17 protein-coding genes are annotated in these 18,703 nt (G+C 51.7%); 7 read left to right on the forward strand and 10 right to left on the reverse strand.

Features of this window, described 5'->3' with window-relative positions:
- Window positions 1-327: 327 nt before the first annotated feature.
- Window positions 328-2,292, forward strand: a complete 1,965-nt coding sequence (locus AB4876_RS03180; RefSeq protein ID WP_368380196.1) for a hypothetical protein — start codon at window positions 328-330, stop codon at window positions 2,290-2,292.
- Here AB4876_RS03180 and AB4876_RS03185 read toward each other — a convergent pair.
- The 7 genes from AB4876_RS03185 to AB4876_RS03215 form a co-directional block, all read right to left on the reverse strand.
- A complete protein-coding gene (locus tag AB4876_RS03185; protein WP_368380197.1) occupies window positions 2,255-3,154 on the reverse strand; it encodes a S1 family peptidase in 900 nt (299 codons plus the stop codon). The two genes, AB4876_RS03180 and AB4876_RS03185, sit on opposite strands and share 38 nt — an antisense overlap.
- A gap of 199 nt (window positions 3,155-3,353) precedes the next feature.
- Complete coding sequence (locus AB4876_RS03190) at window positions 3,354-3,776, reverse strand: c-type cytochrome (protein ID WP_368380198.1); 423 nt, start codon at window positions 3,774-3,776, stop codon at window positions 3,354-3,356.
- A gap of 146 nt (window positions 3,777-3,922) precedes the next feature.
- Window positions 3,923-4,303 carry a VOC family protein gene (locus AB4876_RS03195; RefSeq protein WP_368380199.1) on the reverse strand — a complete coding sequence of 127 codons (381 nt, stop codon included), beginning with the start codon at window positions 4,301-4,303 and terminating at the stop codon, window positions 3,923-3,925.
- 74 nt (window positions 4,304-4,377) lie between these two features.
- A complete protein-coding gene (gene parE / locus AB4876_RS03200) occupies window positions 4,378-6,267 on the reverse strand; it encodes a DNA topoisomerase IV subunit B (protein WP_368380200.1) in 1,890 nt (629 codons plus the stop codon).
- A 111-nt stretch (window positions 6,268-6,378) separates the two neighbouring features.
- Complete coding sequence (locus tag AB4876_RS03205; protein WP_368380201.1) at window positions 6,379-6,969, reverse strand: YqiA/YcfP family alpha/beta fold hydrolase; 591 nt, start codon at window positions 6,967-6,969, stop codon at window positions 6,379-6,381.
- Window positions 6,966-7,772 carry a 3',5'-cyclic-AMP phosphodiesterase gene (gene cpdA, locus AB4876_RS03210; RefSeq protein WP_368380202.1) on the reverse strand — a complete coding sequence of 269 codons (807 nt, stop codon included), beginning with the start codon at window positions 7,770-7,772 and terminating at the stop codon, window positions 6,966-6,968. The genes AB4876_RS03205 and cpdA overlap by 4 nt, the downstream gene beginning before the upstream one ends.
- Window positions 7,773-7,849: 77 nt before the next feature.
- Complete coding sequence (locus AB4876_RS03215) at window positions 7,850-8,293, reverse strand: DUF1249 domain-containing protein (RefSeq protein ID WP_368380203.1); 444 nt, start codon at window positions 8,291-8,293, stop codon at window positions 7,850-7,852.
- A gap of 122 nt (window positions 8,294-8,415) precedes the next feature.
- Between AB4876_RS03215 and AB4876_RS03220 the strand changes: the two genes are divergently transcribed.
- Complete coding sequence (locus tag AB4876_RS03220) at window positions 8,416-9,822, forward strand: TolC family outer membrane protein (RefSeq protein WP_368380204.1); 1,407 nt, start codon at window positions 8,416-8,418, stop codon at window positions 9,820-9,822.
- A gap of 21 nt (window positions 9,823-9,843) precedes the next feature.
- Here AB4876_RS03220 and waaA read toward each other — a convergent pair whose 3' ends face one another.
- The 3 genes from waaA to AB4876_RS03235 all read right to left on the reverse strand — a co-directional run bounded on the left by waaA (window position 9,844) and on the right by AB4876_RS03235 (window position 12,851).
- Window positions 9,844-11,130 (reverse strand): lipid IV(A) 3-deoxy-D-manno-octulosonic acid transferase, encoded by a 1,287-nt coding sequence (gene waaA, locus AB4876_RS03225; RefSeq protein ID WP_368380205.1) that lies wholly within the window; start codon window positions 11,128-11,130, stop codon window positions 9,844-9,846.
- Window positions 11,131-11,205: 75 nt separating this feature from the next.
- The gene (gene elbB, locus AB4876_RS03230) at window positions 11,206-11,859 is read right to left on the reverse strand and encodes an isoprenoid biosynthesis glyoxalase ElbB (protein ID WP_368380206.1); all 654 of its coding nucleotides are present in this window, start codon (window positions 11,857-11,859) and stop codon (window positions 11,206-11,208) included.
- A gap of 47 nt (window positions 11,860-11,906) precedes the next feature.
- A complete protein-coding gene (locus AB4876_RS03235; protein ID WP_368380207.1) occupies window positions 11,907-12,851 on the reverse strand; it encodes a Ppx/GppA phosphatase family protein in 945 nt (314 codons plus the stop codon).
- Between the two features lie 65 nt (window positions 12,852-12,916).
- Here AB4876_RS03235 and trxA point away from each other — a divergent pair, with 65 nt between their 5' ends.
- From trxA to hemW, 5 genes are all read left to right on the forward strand, one after another.
- On the forward strand, window positions 12,917-13,243 hold the full coding sequence (gene trxA, locus AB4876_RS03240) for a thioredoxin TrxA (RefSeq protein WP_008253347.1): 327 nt from the start codon (window positions 12,917-12,919) through the stop codon (window positions 13,241-13,243).
- A gap of 236 nt (window positions 13,244-13,479) precedes the next feature.
- On the forward strand, window positions 13,480-14,748 hold the full coding sequence (rho, locus tag AB4876_RS03245) for a transcription termination factor Rho (protein ID WP_368380208.1): 1,269 nt from the start codon (window positions 13,480-13,482) through the stop codon (window positions 14,746-14,748).
- Between the two features lie 151 nt (window positions 14,749-14,899).
- Window positions 14,900-16,363 carry a 4-hydroxy-3-polyprenylbenzoate decarboxylase gene (gene ubiD, locus AB4876_RS03250; protein WP_368380209.1) on the forward strand — a complete coding sequence of 488 codons (1,464 nt, stop codon included), beginning with the start codon at window positions 14,900-14,902 and terminating at the stop codon, window positions 16,361-16,363.
- 542 nt (window positions 16,364-16,905) lie between these two features.
- Entirely contained in the window at window positions 16,906-17,391 is a 486-nt protein-coding gene (locus tag AB4876_RS03255; RefSeq protein ID WP_368380210.1) for a septal ring lytic transglycosylase RlpA family protein, read from the forward strand.
- A 128-nt stretch (window positions 17,392-17,519) separates the two neighbouring features.
- Window positions 17,520-18,698: a radical SAM family heme chaperone HemW gene (hemW, locus tag AB4876_RS03260; protein WP_368380211.1), complete on the forward strand. Its 1,179-nt coding sequence runs from the start codon at window positions 17,520-17,522 to the stop codon at window positions 18,696-18,698.
- Window positions 18,699-18,703: the final 5 nt, after the last annotated feature.

Raw genomic sequence — 18,703 nt, forward strand, 5'->3', positions numbered from 1 at the left:
ACATCCTTGTTTTGAATTCTCCACGCCAATCTCCTAAGTGACAAACTATTTTTTATGGTACTTTAAACAAGAGAACCACGCATATTTGTGCCGAGCCCCTCAGGATGATAGGTGCACAAAGACATAACGAAACTCAAAGGAGTGAGTGAGTTGCAGAAAACGTGTTCCCGCCAACAATTGGTATGGCTTTTTATTATCCCAATTTTAGCTATATTTTTTAGTATTTTAGCTGTTTGCCATATTCCTATCAGCGGCGCCAAACTGGTCTGGTCGGGTGATCACAGCACAGCCATATCCACGGACATCAACACTCTTGGCGCTAAGATTGTGGCTATTAATAGCAGCGAGGGCAAGTTAGTGCTACAAGCTAACGATTTCGCCCGCTACCCCAATCGCGCGTTCACAAACTACGATCACTATTGGCAGTTTCTTCATCGCCAACAACAACTCTATTTAGCTTTACAAACTAACGAAGTGCAATTCATTGCCGATAATGGCTACACCATCTCAGCCAGCACTCAAAAATCCCGGTGGGTAAATGAGATTCCACTGCATTTTTGGCAAACGCTTGCCGCAGGATTATTCGTGTGGAGCTTAGGTGCGAGTCTTTTAATTTTTAAGCCAAACTCGGCTAGCGGGCGCTATTTTTTCCTCTGTTGCGGTGCGCTATTCAGCTCATCACTTGCTTCAAGTATATACAGCAGTCGCGAACTAGCCATGTCGGCACCCGTGCTGGTGATATTATGTGATTTAAAGTTTTTAGCCGACTTAGTATTCAGTGCCAGCCTTATCAGTTTATTGCTCCAGTTCCCAAAGCGCATCACCCACTACAGTGTCAATATCGCGCTATTTTTGCTAGCACTAGCATGGTTTGTCGCTTCCGAAGCTGGCATATTAAATACGCCAATGAACCGCCAATTCGCCATTCCCATCGGTATTTTTATTGCCATTGCGCTGGCATTTTGGCAGCTACATATCACCACCAAAGATCCACTTCACAAAGCCGCACTATTTTGCTTCTTTACGTTTATAAGTCCAGCCCTGCTGTTTACGTTCAATGAACTAAGCGCCTTCCCAAACAAACTCCACGGCCTGCTAAGTATCGATTACACCATTGCGCTGATGTGGATTTTATTTGGATTGGCACTCGGTATTAGCCGCTATAAATTAAATAGCTGCAGCCGTCATCCTTACCTGTTTTTTATTCTGGTGACGACCATTGGCCTCTGCCTAAACTCAATAAGCTACTATCTAAAGTGGGGGCAATGGCCCGTATACTCACCATCAATATTACTTATCTTATTACTTAGCCTAATCTTCGCCATTTATCATGCCAGCCACAAACTCAGCGCCCAGCCACTAAGTAATATCGACGTTATCCATTTCATTGCAATCAATTACCAAACCCGCAATGAAAGTATTGACCAAGCTTGGCAAGCTTTTATCAGGAAGTTTTTCGATACGTGCCGTGTTCAAGCTCGCGCCACCAATTGTTCCACCGCTACCGTCAGTCACGGCGGTAAATTCCTCTATGTTCCATTACTTCAGGGCCCTGGTAGCCTTCGCTGTGAATATGCCCAGCGCGGCAGACGCTTATTCCACCCAAGTGACGCTCAGAAAATAAACACGCTTGCTAACACAGCCAAAGACTTAATCACCGCCAATCAACAATTTCATCGACAACAACAAGTACAAAACAAACAGCTCGCCAACGATCTACGCAAGAATATTGGCGAAGCACTGCTCCCTACCTTACGCCACAATGAGCCCGAAACCATAAAGCAGATAATCAGAGATGTACTTGCCCAAACGCACACGATTAGTAGCGGTTTGTACGGAAGCAGCATAACACTGCATGAATTACTGACGGATTTACATCGTGAGCTTGAACAGCGCCTGCAGCGAGGGGGTGTAATTCTAAGCTGGACCACCCAGTTGCCCACAATACCAATAAACCTCGAATATCCAGCCTATAGCGCTCTATCAGCATGCTTGCGAGAACTAGCCAAACTGTGCAGTCAATTAGCTGATATCAGCCATGCCTGTATTGATATCACTCATGATGAACCACATTTAGTCATCACTATTCGGGCCCATAATAAGGGTGTTTATCTACCCCTGAGCGATCGTATTCAGAGCGATACCTTGCCCCTCATTGTCGATCCCTTACTTGGCGAGATGAAAATTGACGACAAACTAAAAATTAAAATTTATTTTTTAGTCAGCGCGTTAGCGACCAACAGTAAACCCGCATTTATAAATCACCCGCTGGATAAAAATCAGGCCAGCTAATCAGTTTGGTATTGGCATTAATAAAACCGCCATCGATGGCGTAGCGTAGCGCGCGATCAAGATTGGCCACGCCATTGCTAACCAAGGTCGGACTCACATTTAAAGACACCACGCTGGTTACTGCCAACGCCTTGCCGGCTGCGCTGAATACGGGGCCGCCACTGTCGCCAGAGACACTCGCCGTGTCAGTAACAATGTCGTAAGCCCAGCCACCACCCAGCACCGCATTTATCTTGCCCTGCTTAGCTTCACGGCTGCGTCGGCCGAAATGGAAAGGCGACTGACCATAGGCATACACCTCTTCGCCGACCGTGGCCAAACCGGTAAACATCGCCGTAGGCCCGCCAAACGCAATCGCCGCCGGATGTATCTTGGCGATGTCGTCGGCGTGAATTTTTACCAAGGCGAAGTCATTGTATGTACAAACATTCGAGCCCGCGGTTTCGCCCATCTCCTGCATCGCACGCCAGCTGGTATATACCAATTCACCTGGCTGCGAGGCATTTTCTATGGTGATCTGATTAAAACCAATCGGCAGGTTATTCGATTCACAGGGGTCAACCCCAGAGTTGGTGTCGGAACTGAAGCAGTGGGCCGCCACGCCGATATACACGGTTTGGGCATTAGGTGAATACAAGAAATTGCCGGTGCAGCCACTGCCGTCGGCGCTAATGAGCGCACCGGGGCGAATTTGATCGGCCGACGGAGTGCCGTAACTGGCGGCAATACTGGGTTTTTGTTCTGGCGCAGGCTCAGCCACTGACTGAAGACCACCATTGTCTACTGGCCGTGGGTTTGATGAGGACGAGCCCCCACAGGCGGTGAGTGACAAGATCACCGCCAATATCATCAATTTTTTCACTTTCTGGGCACCCACCTTGTTAAACCAAGCATGCTGTAAATACTACATCACTAAGCGCCTGAAATTGTGCTATTGGACGCCAATTTCTGCTAAATAGTGCGTTTTATCGCCCTAAAACTCGATCTACTCATTGATCCAGCACTAAAAATAAGGCAAAAAAAAGCCGCGCGGTGCGCGGCTTTTTAGCAAGAACAGATGCTTATTTGCTGTGATCAACGATGTAGTCGACCGCAGCCATTACTTCATCGTCAGAGCAGCTCATGCACAAGCCTTTAGCCGGCATCATACCAATATTGCTGAAACCGTTAATGGCATTGCTATAAACCTTGTCCATGCCCTTGGCAGTACGGGCTTTCCAATCTGCTGCATCACCAAATTTTGGCGCGCCGCCAGCACCCACTGCGTGACAGCCTTGGCAGCTGGCTTTATACACATCTTCACCAGATTTAGGTGCACCGCCACTTGCGGCAGAGGCAGAACCACAGCTGCTATCGCCCTGCAGGCAAACTTTACCCGCGGCCTGAATACGGGACTCTACTTCGCCGTACTGCTTATCGGTCAATGCCCACGCCGACACACATACCAGCAACAAACCAACAACAGCCGCTAATTTTTTCAACATTGCACTCTTCACTGTTTTACGCCCTCTCGACATACAGGGCTGATCAGCCCGCAAATTTTACTGGCGGCATTATAGCGGCATGACCGCAATTACTCCAATACTGCCGCGCCACCAAATAAATCCCGCCATAAGCCAAGAGCTAAGCACTAGCTAATACGGTGCAAAGCGCACACCTTATTACCCGACGGATCACGTAAATAGGCTAGATACAGCTTTCCTAATCCGCCTTCACGGATGCCCGGTGCGTCTTCACAACTCACGCCGCCATTAGCCACACCAGCTGCATGCCAGGCGTCAGCCTGCGCGGGATTCTTTGCAGCAAAGCCTATGGTGCTACCGTTACCATGAGTGGCCGGATTGCCATCGATCGGCGGCGTAATAGCAAAAACACCGCTATCAGTAAAATAAAAACAACGGCCTCGGTCATCAAAAACGCCTGCCTCGTAACCCATCGCACCTAAAATAGCGTCGTAAAATACCTTCGACGCATTAATGTCGTTGGCGCCGACCATAATATGGCTGAACATTCTTAATTATCCTTATATGAACTGAAACTCATACCCGCCGAATATATGTCTACTCAAAAGTGGTAAAAGTATTCTTACAACAAAACCTCGGCCTCATCACCGCTGGCTTCGAGCCAACTCTTACGATCTGGCGCCCGCTTTTTCGACAGTAACATATCCATCAAACCATCGGTTTCATCGCCGTCTTCTATCGACAGGCGAACCAAACGACGAGTATTTGGATCCATAACTGTCTCCCGCAACTGCAGGGGGTTCATTTCACCCAAACCTTTAAAGCGCGTAACTGAAACTTTACCACGCTTATTCTCAGCTTCCAGACGATCCATAATGCCCTTCTTTTCGGCATCATCGAGCGCGTAATACACGTCTTTACCCAGATCGATACGGTATAGCGGCGGCATGGCAATATAAACATGGCCCTGCTGAACTAGGGGCCGGAAATGCCGCAAAAACAATGCGCACAGTAACGTCGCGATGTGAAGTCCGTCGGAGTCCGCATCGGCCAATACACAAATTTTGTTATAGCGCAGGCCGCTGAGGTCGTCAGAATCGGGATCTATACCCATTGCCACGGAGATATCGTGTACTTCCTGCGAGGCCAAGATCTGCTGAGATTCAACCTCCCAGGTATTCAAAATTTTACCGCGCAGTGGCAATATCGCCTGAAACTGCCGATCACGCGCCTGCTTGGCAGAACCACCCGCCGAGTCACCCTCTACCAAAAACAATTCCGAGCGTTCGATATCGCCACCGGAGCAGTCGGCCAATTTACCAGGCAAGGCTGGGCCAGCAGAGACTTTCTTGCGCACTACTTTTTTGGCTTTGCGCATCCGGGTCTGAGCATTATTAATACACAGTTCGGCGAGTTTTTCGGCATCTTCAGTGTGCTGGTTCAGCCACAAGCTAAAGGCATCTTTAGCCACACCAGAAACAAAGGCAGCGGCTTCACGCGAACTCAGGCGCTCTTTGGTTTGCCCAGAAAACTGGGGATCGGCCAACTTTGACGATAAAACATAGCTGCACTTCTCCCAGATATCATCGGGCGCAAGCTTTACGCCGCGGGGAATTAAGCTGCGAAACTCACAAAATTCGCGCATGGCATCCAGCAAACCACTGCGTAGACCATTTACGTGGGTACCGCCCTGCGCGGTGGGAATCAAGTTTACATAGGATTCGGCCAGTGGCTCGCCGCCCTCGGGCAACCACTGCACGGCCCAGTCCACCGCCTCTGAGCGGCCGCTAAAATGGCCTATAAACGGCTCGGCAGGCAGGGTGTCGTATTGCCGAGTATGGCTAGACAAATAGTCGCGCAGGCCATCTTCGTAATACCACTCTTCGCTCTCGGCGCCGGTCTCATCGACGAAATTAACCTTGAGGCCTGGGCACAAAACGGCCTTGGCACGCAGCACATGTTTAAGGCGGCGAACCGAAAATTTGGCGGTATCAAAATACTTAGGATTCGGGGTAAAGCGAATAAAGGTGCCGGTATTGCGCTTGCCGCAGCTATCAATCACCGCCAGCTCAGTAGCCTTGTCGCCGTCAGCAAAGAACATTTGATGCACTTCACCATCGCGTTTAATAACAATCTCAAGTGAGCTAGACAGCGCGTTAACTACCGATACGCCAACGCCGTGCAAACCACCAGAGAATTGATAATTATCATTGGAAAACTTACCCCCAGCGTGGAGGGTACACATAATTACCTCCACCCCAGGCAGGCCCTGCTCTTTGTGAATATCCACCGGCATACCGCGACCGTCATCGGCGCAACTCAGGGAACCATCGTTATAGAGGGTAACGGTAATCTCTTTAGCGTGGCCGGCCAGCGCCTCATCAACACTGTTATCGATCACTTCTTGCGCAAGATGATTAGGGCGAGTGGTATCGGTATACATCCCCGGCCGCTTGCGTACCGGCTCTAGGCCAGTGAGGACTTCTATGGATTGTGCATTATATTGTGACATCTGAAACCATATTAGCGGCTGCGCCGCATTGTCTATTATTTAAGGAGATACGCCCCAAACGGACTCATCTTTTCGATATTATGTCGCCACACAAACTCGCCGGTTTGCGCGCTACAAACCACTACCCCAAGCGTAAAAATCCACAACGGCCGGCAAGTGACGTTCAAATTGCTGAAAACTGTGGTCACCGCCGGTTTCGACGCTAATATCGCAGCCCCGATAAAATTCTTTGGCGAGACGGTAATCTAACACTTCATCGCCCTCTTGCACCAAAACCCAGTAGCGCCCTTTCGCCGGCGCACTCACCATGTTGCGCAAATGGTCGATATCCGCCTGATCAAGACTGAAATCCACCCCCGTATAAGGGTTGTGATGCGCGCCCAGAAAATGGCCGGCAAAATTATGGGGCTCTACCGCAGGGTTAATCAAGACCGCAGGCAAACTGTAGCGCTCGGCCAGCACCGTGGCCAGAAAGCCACCTAAAGAACTGCCAATCAAACCCACCGACCCCGCGTGATGTTGCAAACAGTGCTGCACTAACTCGTCAAGCTGCTGCGCGGCTTCGCCTGGGGTATTGGCTAAGCTGGGAACAAAATAGCTAATTTCAGGGTGGTGCTCGGCAACATAGCGAGCCAGCTGTTGGGCTTTATGGGATTGCGGTGAAGAGATAAAACCATGGATATAAATTAACGCCGCTGTCATTCGTAACCACTTGCCAAATTATCAACCATGAATGTTACACCCTTTACCCGGGACACTCTCGTTTGAAACTGGGATTTTTCGCCCAAGTAAAACCCGCGATAACCGGGATTACAGTCATCTAAGGCAAAACTGGCACTGTTTGGCGCAAATTGAATACACGTCGAGGGTGTGCTCAGCAGACCAATATTCTGATACAACTGCTCTGACTGTTGATGCACATGACCACAGACGATGGCTTTAAATTGATCTTTATCGACCAGTTCGGCAAACAGTGCGTCGGCATTGGCCACCCGCTGTTCATCTAGCCACGCGCAACCCAGTGCGCGTAAGTGGTGATGTAAGAAAACCAAAGTCGGCTGCGCCTGCACCGCAGCCTCAGCGAGCACTGCCAGCTGATCCTGCGCCAGCTCTCCGCCAACCTGTCCTGGCACCGCAGAGTTTAAAAACACCAGCTGCCAATCGCCTAGCACCAGCCGACTCGGCATATGGTGATCACCAACAATACTGCGCATCAGAGCACTGTCGTCATGATTACCGGGCAGCCACACCATTTGTTTCGCCATGTCCTGCAAGCGCACGGCCAAGCGCCGATACGCGCTGGCATCGCCGTGCGCTGCCAAATCACCGGAAGCGACCAACAAATCGATATTGGGATATTCCTCAACCACCGCGTTTAAAACGGCCTCAAGGCTATCATCGGTATCCATACCAAGCAGCCGATCGCCGGGCTCTGCCCCCAAATGGCAATCGCTAATTTGCACCACGCACAGCGGCGCCTTATTTGACTGAACAGGCAATTTCACCGTTACCCCATTATCTCTCTCACGCTTGATTTATACGGGATGCCTTTAGCAAGCACCAGTAAATTTCGAGACCAGCATCATATTTCAAGAATATTAAGCGGATTGTCCAGCGAGTGCCCCAACTCCAAACATAGGCTCAGCCACTCGCCAAGATAGGTGTTCTGCTGCGCTTTTTCGTCACGTTGAAACATATTGTCATTAGGGTAGTGATAGCGCGGTTTATGGGGGCGCAACCCTCGCGACCCCATGACCTCTGCCAATTTAGCATCATGATAGACCCGCACATGCAATAAGGGTGAAGGCAAATCTGCAACAAGGGGTTTATGCAAACGCAGCTCAAGCATGGTGGTATAGGGCGCGCGCTCCTTAACCAACAGTTCTACGGTATTGGTCGCCACCCCAAATCGCAAGCAATCGCCCGCCTCCGCATCAACTGGCAACAATTGCTGCAAACGCCGAAAATTCATCTCGCAGTCAGCTAGATGACCACTGAGATCGATTTGATAACGATGACTACTCACACTTCTCCTACACTTCTATCGGCTAAACCATAACTTTAGTTAATATTCATTCTCAAGCAGCGTTAGTTTGATACACTTCTCCGCTATCCAATCCTCCCCTCTCTGGAGAACAGGTTAACTCTATGATTGCCAAACGTCATCTTCTCAGTGTTTCTCTGGCTGCGCTACTCGGCAGTCACTCCGTCTATGCCGACACTCTACTAGACGTTTACGAACTGGCGGTTAAAAACGACCCCCAGCTCAAGGCCGCCGAAGCAAGCTACCGCGCCAATATTGAAACTAAAAACCTCGGTCGCGCCGCACTGCTGCCGCAAATCAGCGCCCAAGCGTATTACCAGGATGTGGAGAGCGACAGCGAACGTAAAAGCCCAACCAACACTGGCGCTATTATTGATCAAAAAGCCTCAACCGATAGCGAGTCTGAATACTACGCAGTGTCATTAAACCAAGCACTTTTTGATCTTCCCGCATGGTTTACCTTTCAAGCTGGAAAGAAGGTCTCTGAGCAGGCTCAAGCGCAATTGGCCTATGAGCAACAACAACTAATCATCCGCACTGCCGAGGCCTATTTTAACGTACTGCGCGGCCGCGAAAATTTAGACGCCTCCAAGGCCGAAGAACGCGCGGCTAAACGCCAGCTAGAGCAAACCCAGCAGCGCTTTGATGTGGGCCTGATTGCCATCACCGACGTGCACGAAGCCCGCGCCGTGTTCGACAGCACTGTCGCCCAACGCCTTGGTTTTGAAGGCAATCTCGCCATTGCCCGAGAAAATCTCAGCAGCCTGACTGGCCAAGAGCACAATAATCTGTGGTCACTCAAAGCCGACTTCCCCATTAGTATGCCCGAGCCGGCAGACCGCGCCGAGTGGGTCAACTTTGCACTAGCCAACAACAAGCTTTTGCAGGTATCTAATGCCGGTGCAGGCTCCGCCTACCAAACAGCTAAAGCGAAGAAAATGGAGCACCTGCCCAAGATTACTGGCAGCTTTACCACCAGCAAAGACGACCTTGACGGCACTACCCGCTACAACCCAACCAGCACCTTTGCCACGCCGCCAGATAGCCACACCGAAACCGACGCCCTGCGCATCACCCTCACCATGCCGCTGTTTAGCGGTGGCGGAGTCAGTGCCGGTCGCCGCCAAGCGTACGAGCAATACAATGCGGCTAATTACAATGCGCAAGCCACTCAGCGCCAAGTGATAACCGCAACCCGCGCCCAGCATATTGCGGTGTACACCGACGTAAAAACTGTCGACGCTCGTCATCAAAACATTATTTCTACGCGCAGCGCCTTAGACGCCACCGAGGCTGGCTATGAAGTGGGCACCCGCAATATTGTTGACGTTCTCGATGCCCAGCGCAGACTGTATGGCGCCATGCGCGATTACACCAATGCGCGCTACGACTACGTGATTGATGTGCTGAAGCTAAAATTGAACGCGGGCACCTTGAGCCCTGCCGACATTATTCAGCTCAACAAGTGGCTGCAAGCTTCAGAGTCTGTGTCGCTGAGCGAGCGCAGCTAAGCGAGCACAACTAAGCAACACCTAGGCTTTAAGCTGAGCCTCAATCACCGCGATCAAGCGCTGCAAAGCGCCGCGGTTACTGTCCACCACCTGCTTTGCCGCCGCGCCCTGTTGCTGGCGGCGAAGCGGATCGGCCACTAGGCCAAGTAAAACCTCTGCCAGCGCATTGGCACCCTCAACCTGAACCAAACCCCCCGCGTCAGCTAACAAGGCGCTCACTTCCGTAAAATTAAAATCGCTCGGTCCAGTCACTAGTGGCAGGCCCCACGCCGCCGGCTCTAAGCTATTGTGACCACCGTGGGGGATTAAACTGCCGCCCACAAAGGCAATATCGGCGCAGCCCAGCAATAGCAGTAACTCACCCATAGTGTCGCCCAGTATCACCGCGGTGCCACTGGCCACTGGCACCGTGCCTGCGGCACCCAAGCTTGCGCTGCGGCGCTCAAAACTCAAATTATTGCTGGCGATCAGCTCAGCCACCTTAGGAAAACGCTCAGGATGACGGGGCACTAAAATCAATAAAGCATCGGGAAACTGCGCTAACAACGCCTGATGAGCGGCCAGTAAGACCTCATCTTCACCAGCGTGAGTGCTTGCCGCAATCCACACTGGACGGCTGCCCAGCCACGCACCCCGCAAGCCCTCGGCCTGTTCCCGCAGCGCCGCAGGTATCGTCAAATCAAACTTAATACTGCCCGACACCGTTAATTGCGACTCAGGCAAACCCAGCGCCACAAAGCGCGCACCGTCGGCCTCGCCTTGGGCCACCACCTGACTAAAGCGCGAAAACACCGCGCGGCTCAGCCCCGCAATACGCCCGTAACCCCGCGCCGAGCGCGCCGACAGCCGCGCATTTGCCAATACCACCGGAATGCCTCGGCCCTGCGTTTGGCAAACCATATTTGGCCAGATTTCGGTTTCCATAATCACCGCCACACGTGGCTGAACACGGTTTAAAAATCGCGCAATCGCGTCTGGCAAATCGTAAGGCGCGTACACATGAAAAACCTCGGCGCCAAACATGGCCTGCACCCGCTCCGAGCCAGTTGGGGTCATAGTAGTCACCACCACCGGCAAATCGGGGTGATGCTCAAGAAAATGACGTACCAATGGCGCCGCCGCAATGCTTTCACCCACCGACACCGCGTGTATCCACAAACCCCCGGTGCGAGCTGGCGCTTTAAAGAAGCCAAAGCGCTCAGCAATCCGCTGCCGATAGGCCGGTGCCTGCCACGCTCGCCATAGCAACCGCAACAAGACCAAGGGCAAGATGAGATAAAAGAAAGCACTGTATAAAAAACGAGACATATTAGGGGTACAAACTCCAACTTCGCAGCAGCTAATTAGACAAATAAGCGAGCCTTAAGCGGCCCGCTAATTGGCTTACGCCATATTAAGCACTTCGCGAACACAGCGATTAATCCCCTTGGCGGCTTCACCAATACTGCTCGCCAGCATATAGGCTGGGGTTGTAACCAGTTTCATGGCCTCGTCCACGCAAACCTCGTCTACCGCCCGATCTTGATGGCTGCCACCCATGGTATTAATGGCGCCAGCCACCTCTGGGTCATTGCCAATCGTGCACTTCACCCCTTCGCCAAAAAGCCGTACGGCCATGGTGGGCGCAATGCAAATTAAACCAACTGGTTTAGCGGCGGCGTGCATGGCCTGAATAAAGCTAAGCACCTCGGGCTGCACACTCATGTCTTCGCCTTTTACCGCAAAATCAGACAGGTTCTTGGCAACGCCAAAACCACCTGGGACAATCACCGCGTCAAAATCGGCTGGCTTAGCCTCGGCCAAATTTTTAATTTTACCCCGCGCCAAGCGCGCCGCTTCCACCAATACATTGCGGCTCTCGCCCTCGGCAACACTGCCATCCAGATGATTAATAACGTGCATTTGCTCAATATTGGGTGCAAAACACTGGTAACTGGCCTCGTGGTTCTCCAGCGACAACATAGTCAATACGCTCTCGTAGATTTCTGAGCCGTCGTAGACGCCACAACCCGCTAAAATTAATGCGACTTTTTTCATGTATCCTCTCCTCTTGAACTGATTCTATTAATGGAAACCTAGCGCTGCTAATCGGCGCTCGCCGCCAACAGGTAACTTTTAACTACGCCCTCGCGCAGGCCCTGCTCAGAAAGCTGCATCTCCTCTATATTTAAAGCCCCAAAGAGCGCCAACACAATAGCCACTCCAGAGGCAAAAATAGACTGCCGATCTTCCGTTAAACCCTGATAACTAATGGCGCCGAGGCTGGCAAACGACTGCAAATCAGTCGCCAACTCCTGCAATTCTGCTAGGCGAATACCACGCCCCCTGCCATTGCGCGCCATAAGCACCTGCTCGACCGCCAGCAAGGTACCGGAACAACCAATAAACTGCAGCCGACTTGGCTTGGACAAGCTTGCCGCCGCCAATTCAAATTCGGCCCGCGCCGCCGCTGTCGCCGCGTCAAAATCAGCGCGCTCTAAGCGGCCAGCAGGAAAATACCGTAAATAGCTCAAACAGCCCACCGCCACACTGAGCCCCTGCCCAAGCACTTGGCCGCACCCCAACGCAAGCTCAGTACTGCCGCCACCAATATCCACTACCAATTGATCGATGTCGCAGGGCGCTGCCACGCCAAGATAAACCAGCTCCGCCTCGCGCTCACCACTAATTATCTCAGGCTCAACCCCGAGCAAGTGCTTTACCTGTTCGCAAAAATCCGCCGCATTCGCCACCCCGCGCAACGAGGCAGTGGCCACAATGCGTAAAATCACGGGCCGATAGGCCGCCAATATCTCCTTAAATTCGGCAAGGCAGGCCAACGCCCGCGCCTGAGCATCGGCCTGCAATACGCCGAGTTCACTGCCGGCAGCTAACTGCACTTTGCGCTCGGTCCGGTATTCGGCGCGGTAGGCCAAGCTTGGCTCGACTTCGGTCTGCCGAGCAATCAGCAAATGAAAGCTATTCGAGCCCATATCAATCGCCGCAATAGTCGAGCCTGTCGTCAAATTCACCCCCGCTAGCCTTTTCACTTCCGCCCAAATCCTGTGCTATCATCGCACATCCTTAATTTATGATGTGTATTCGGAGAAATAACATGAGCGACAACATCGTTCACGTCACCGACAGCAGCTTTGAAGAAGATGTGCTGAAGTCAGACGTACCTGTACTGGTCGATTTCTGGGCAGAGTGGTGTGGTCCATGCAAAATGATCGCCCCAGTCTTGGAAGAAGTGGCTGTTGAGTTCGCGGGCAAGATCAAGATCTGCAAAATTGATGTTGATGCCAATAGCGATACGCCTCAAAAATTCAGCGTGCGCGGTATTCCAACTTTGATTATTTTCAAAGGCGGCAATGCCGAGGCAACTAAAGTCGGCGCGCTGTCTAAAACTCAGCTGCTCGATTTTATTAACGCGGCACTGTAGTTCTGAACCGCGCGGCTCTCGGCCGCGCGGTTTTGCTTATATTAAAAGCTGCTTTAAAAACTGGACGCCTCTAACTTTCAATGATAGAGTGCTGACGATCCTTCAAAGAACACCCAATAATTAACCTTATTTTCGCTTCTTCTTTAACACGTCGAGTTCGTTTCGGCTTTCCGATTCTGCCGTTCCCACGTCTCGCTCATATCTCGTCTAATTGATGCCACTAAACCCATATACCTATGAATCTTACCGATCTTAAAACCAAACCCGCTCAAGAACTACTCGATATTGCCAAAGAAATTGGCCTCGATAATATCGCCCGCTCTCGCAAGCAGGACATTATATTCTCCATACTAAAACGTCACGCTAAGAGCGGTGAAGATATTCACGGCGACGGTGTTTTAGAAATACTGCAAGACGGCTTCGGCTTTTTGCGGTCTGCCGACTGCTCATACCTAGCCGGCCCCGACGACATCTATGTGTCGCCTAGCCAGATCAGACGCTTTAATTTGCGCACTGGCGACAGCATTGCCGGCAAGATCCGGCCGCCTAAAGAAGGCGAGCGTTACTTCGCACTGCTTAAAGTCGACGAAGTTAACTTTACCCGCCCCGAGCAGTCCAAGAACAAAGTACTGTTTGAAAACCTTACCCCCCTGTTTCCCAATGAGCGCCTGACCCTAGAATCGGGCACCGGCTCTACCGAAGATTTAACCGGTCGTATTATCGATTTGGCCGCACCTATCGGCAAAGGCCAGCGCGGCTTGATTGTCGCTCCGCCAAAAGCGGGTAAAACCTTGATGTTGCAGAATATTGCCTCGAGCATTATCCGCAACAACCCCGAGTGCTACGTTATTGTTTTACTGATCGACGAACGCCCGGAAGAAGTAACAGAAATGCAGCGCTCCGTTGGTGTGCGCGGCGCCGAAGTTGTGGCCTCGACCTTTGACGAGCCACCAGCCCGTCACGTTCAAGTAGCCGAAATGGTTATTGAAAAAGCCAAACGTTTGGTTGAACACAAGCGCGACGTAGTAATTCTACTCGACTCCATTACCCGTCTGGCCCGCGCCTATAACACCATCGTCCCGAGCTCTGGCAAAGTGTTGACCGGTGGTGTTGACGCCCACGCCCTTGAGCGCCCGAAGCGCTTCTTCGGCGCCGCGCGTAATGTTGAAGAAGGCGGCAGCCTGTCTATTATCGCCACCGCGCTGATCGACACCGGCTCCAAAATGGACGAAGTGATCTACGAAGAATTCAAAGGCACAGGTAACAACGAACTGCACTTGGATCGCAAAATCGCTGAAAAACGCGTCTATCCCGCCATCAATATCCGTCGCTCAGGTACTCGCCGCGAAGAACTCCTCACCGGCGAAGAAGAACTGGCCAGAATGTGGATACTGCGCAAATTACTGCACGGCATGGAAGACACCGCAGCGATTGAGTTCTTAATCGACAAGCTCAAAGACACCAAGACCAATGCGGAATTCTTTGATTCAATGAAGCGTAAGTAGTGCTGAATGCTTGACGGGAGACGGGAGATGCTTAAAAGCAAAACCCTAAATACCCGTCAAGTTTTACACTTGGGCTTAATTAGCGCGGTGTCTGCCGCGCCTATTATTTTGACCTTGCATCTCCCGTCTCCCATCCAGCGTAACGCCTGCTATGTATAAAGACCTCAGAGAATTCATTGCCGACCTTGAAGCCAAGGGCGAGCTAAAGCGCATCAAACACCCTGTTGACCCCAATCTTGAAATGACCGAGATTTGCGACCGTGTATTGCGCGCTGGCGGCCCTGCGCTGCTGTTTGAAAACCCCATTGGCTATACCATTCCCGTTCTCGCGAATTTATTCGGCACCGAAAAGCGGGTGGCGATGGGCATGGGTAAGGACGACATCAAAGCCCTGCACGACGTTGGCGAGTTACTCGCCTTTCTGCGCCAACCCGATCCACCAAAAGGCTTGCGCGACGCGTGGAGCAAGCTGCCGGTATTCAAGCAAGTATTGAATATGGGCCCAAAAATGGTGAACGGCGCCGCCTGCCAGCAATGCGTGATTGAAGGCGATGCTGTCGACCTAAAAACCCTGCCGATTCAAACCTGCTGGCCCGACGATGCCGCGCCGCTAATCACTTGGCCGCTGGTTATTACCCGTGGCCCAAACAAAGAACGCCAGAACCTAGGCATTTACCGCATGCAATTAATTGGCAAGAACAAGCTGATTATGCGCTGGTTGTCGCATCGCGGTGGCGCCCTCGATTTCCAAGAATTTAAAGCCGCCCACCCCGGCGAAAAATTTCCGGTATCGGTTGCCCTTGGCGCCGATCCAGCAACCACCCTCGGCGCCGTAACGCCGGTGCCCGACAGCCTCAGCGAATACGCCTTTGCCGGATTATTGCGGGGCAGTAAAACTGAACTCACCACCAGCCTGAGCAATGATCTAAACGTGCCCGCCAGTGCTGAGTTTATTTTAGAAGGCTATATCGACCCCGAAGAAATGGCCGACGAAGGTCCCTACGGTGACCACACCGGCTACTACAACGAAGTCGATAGCTTTCCCGTACTTACCGTGACCCACATCACCCATCGCAAACAGCCGATCTACCACAGCACCTATACCGGCCGGCCACCCGATGAGCCAGCAGTGCTCGGCGTCGCCTTAAACGAAGTATTAGTGCCGCTACTGCAGCGCCAGTTTCCCGAAATCGTGGACTTTTATTTGCCGCCAGAAGGCTGCTCCTATCGCATGGCGATTGTCACCATTAAGAAACAATACCCTGGCCACGCCAAGCGCGTGATGTTTGGAGTGTGGTCGTTTTTGCGGCAATTCATGTACACCAAGTTTGTGATTGTGTGCGACGACGACGTCAACGCCCGAGACTGGAATGATGTCATCTGGGCCATTACCACCCGCATGGACCCCGCGCGGGACACTGTACTGGTGGAAAATACCCCCATCGACTACCTCGACTTTGCCTCGCCGGTATCTGGTCTTGGCTCAAAAATGGGAATGGATGCCACCAATAAAATGGGTGGTGAAACCACCCGTGAGTGGGGGCGACCGATTGTGAAGGACCCTGCTGTAATTCAGAAAATAGATGATATTTGGGATAAGTTGGGGTTGAGCTAAGCGCTCTCAGTTAAGGCTATTGATAGCAATATTGGAGCCAGAGCAAAACTCCAAACGAGGTAGTTTGGCACTGTAAAAATTATCCTACCTTCCTGCTAGCTTTTATTTCGCCCTCGCTGGGCGACTTACTTCTTTTTGCGACAAAAGAAGTAAGCAGAAATTCGCCCGCTAACAGCATCCCATTAATTTTCTGTGATGCTCGGTGAGCTCAAAAGCGGGATCAAGAGCGGTGCCGCGTTCTAGTATTAAATAATAAACAATTCTTTGTAAGCACAAGACTCGCAGTTTATTTACGCCAATGCCCTGCAGCAAGTAACGGGGTAAACGGGAAAAACAGGTCTGACGTCGGATGTCTGACGCAAGGGCATTCGCTGCCGCTCACTCGCATCTCGCGTTCGCGAGTATGCCCAGAAGATCAGGCATCGTGCGCCTGAAGTAACGGCGTTTTAGCCGATAAGCACCACTTCTTGGGAACTATTCCCAACTCCCAAGATCGATTAGTGCGCTAGCACAAATACCGAGCGTCACTAGGGGTGTTATTTTTGTCAAAAATCTCAAACAACTGGCTTGCCCTTATAGCGCCGCAACATAGCTGCGCGCCGAGCAGCCTCAGCGCTTTATCGATCATTGCAATATTCACATTGCTACTCTCCTTGGTGGCTTGCTCTTCATTACCGGTGGAAGAGGCAGCGGTCGAGGAGGAGGAAGTTGTACTCGTTATAGAGGAAACCCCCGTTATCATCGAGTCTGGTCTAGCGTCTTATTATGGCGATAGGCACCACAATCAAAAAACCGCCAGCGGCGAGCGCTATCGGCACGAGCTAAAAACCGCAGCCCATAGAACGCTGCCTTTTGGCAGCCACGTTAAAGTCACAAACCCCAAAACCGGCCAAAGTGTGTTGGTGACCATTAACGACCGCGGCCCCTTTGCCCGAGGGCGGATTATTGACCTTTCAAAGTCGGCCTTTGCTGAGATTGGCAATACCGCGTCAGGCGTAATCAAGGTCGATATTCAAGTGATTGAGTAAGCCTATATTAGCCATCCCCTCGCTAAGCAGCGGTAGTAAAAACGGCTTGGCTAGCGTCAATAACAACCGCCCCATGAATAATGCTAAACTTGCCAGCCGCAGCAGACCACCACAAGTAAAGTCCGGCTATGAACGATTCCCCATTAACGACCCTCAGTACCGGACGACCGCAGCCAATACCCTTATCGCTCTACATCCACATTCCTTGGTGCGTGCGCAAATGCCCCTATTGCGACTTTAACTCCCATGAGCAAAAAGGCGAGCTACCAGAGCAGGTCTATGTTGCCGCAATGCTGGAAGATTTTAAGCAAGACGTGGACTTCATCCAAGGTCGTGAGCTGCAAAGCATTTTTATTGGTGGCGGCACGCCGAGTTTATTCAGTGCGGCGGCCTACGAGACGTTGTTTCGCGGTTTACAGCAGCACCTGAAATTTGCCGACAACATCGAGATTACCCTAGAGGCCAATCCCGGCACTTTAGAACAGGGCCGGTTTGAGGGCTATCGCGAGGTGGGTATTAATCGCCTGTCGATAGGCGTGCAAAGCTTTGATCCCGTGCAGCTTCAAAAGCTGGGCCGCATTCACAATAGCGATGACGCGCTGCGCGCCATTAGCTGCGCCCAACAGGCGGGCTTTAGCAATTTTAATGTCGATTTGATGCACGGCCTTAATGAGCAAACACCGGATGACGCGCTGCGCGATTTAAATACCGCCATTGCCGCTGGCGCGCCGCATATCAGTTGGTACCAGCTCACGATTGAAGCCAACACCGAATTTTACAAACGGCCACCGCTATTGCCGGTGGAAACTGAAATGCATCGCATTCAACATGCGGGGGGTGCGCTGCTTGCCGCAAACAACTTTGCCCGCTACGAAATTTCGGCCTTTGCCAAGCCTGGCCACCAGGCCCGCCATAATCTTAACTATTGGCAGTTTGGCGATTATCTGGCCATCGGCGCGGGCGCCCACGGTAAAATTAGCCGTGCCAATGGCGACATACTGCGCTATCAAAAAACCCGTAAGCCAGAAGATTATTTGCTGCGCAAACTCTCGCGCAGCAGTAAAACCGAACTGATCGCCGCAGTCGATTTGCCACTAGAATTTATGATGAACGCGCTGCGTCTGCAGCAGGGTTTTACTCGGCAGTTATTTAGTGAGCGCACTGGGCTGAATAGCCAAGCAATAGAGGCTACCTTGAGCAGATTAAAGCAGCAAGGTTTGCTCCACGAAGAGAACCTATTGATTTGCCCCACGCCCCGCGGCTTTGAGTTGGTCGACAGCATCCTCGCTGAATTTTTGCCCGATTAGACGCC

The organism is Zhongshania guokunii (assembly GCF_040892635.1).
GTDB classification, from domain to species: domain Bacteria; phylum Pseudomonadota; class Gammaproteobacteria; order Pseudomonadales; family Spongiibacteraceae; genus Spongiibacter; species Spongiibacter guokunii.

Coding starts and splice junctions, on each gene's coding strand:
- trxA (WP_008253347.1), top strand. CDS start 12,917: ATGAGCGACAACATCGTTCACGTCACCGACAGCAGCTTTGAAGAAGAT.
- waaA (WP_368380205.1), bottom strand. CDS start 11,130: ATGTCTCGTTTTTTATACAGTGCTTTCTTTTATCTCATCTTGCCCTTG.
- AB4876_RS03190 (WP_368380198.1), bottom strand. CDS start 3,776: ATGTTGAAAAAATTAGCGGCTGTTGTTGGTTTGTTGCTGGTATGTGTG.
- parE (WP_368380200.1), bottom strand. CDS start 6,267: ATGTCACAATATAATGCACAATCCATAGAAGTCCTCACTGGCCTAGAG.
- AB4876_RS03195 (WP_368380199.1), bottom strand. CDS start 4,303: ATGTTCAGCCATATTATGGTCGGCGCCAACGACATTAATGCGTCGAAG.
- AB4876_RS03205 (WP_368380201.1), bottom strand. CDS start 6,969: ATGACAGCGGCGTTAATTTATATCCATGGTTTTATCTCTTCACCGCAA.
- hemW (WP_368380211.1), top strand. CDS start 17,520: ATGAACGATTCCCCATTAACGACCCTCAGTACCGGACGACCGCAGCCA.
- ubiD (WP_368380209.1), top strand. CDS start 14,900: ATGTATAAAGACCTCAGAGAATTCATTGCCGACCTTGAAGCCAAGGGC.
- elbB (WP_368380206.1), bottom strand. CDS start 11,859: ATGAAAAAAGTCGCATTAATTTTAGCGGGTTGTGGCGTCTACGACGGC.
- AB4876_RS03220 (WP_368380204.1), top strand. CDS start 8,416: ATGATTGCCAAACGTCATCTTCTCAGTGTTTCTCTGGCTGCGCTACTC.
- rho (WP_368380208.1), top strand. CDS start 13,480: ATGAATCTTACCGATCTTAAAACCAAACCCGCTCAAGAACTACTCGAT.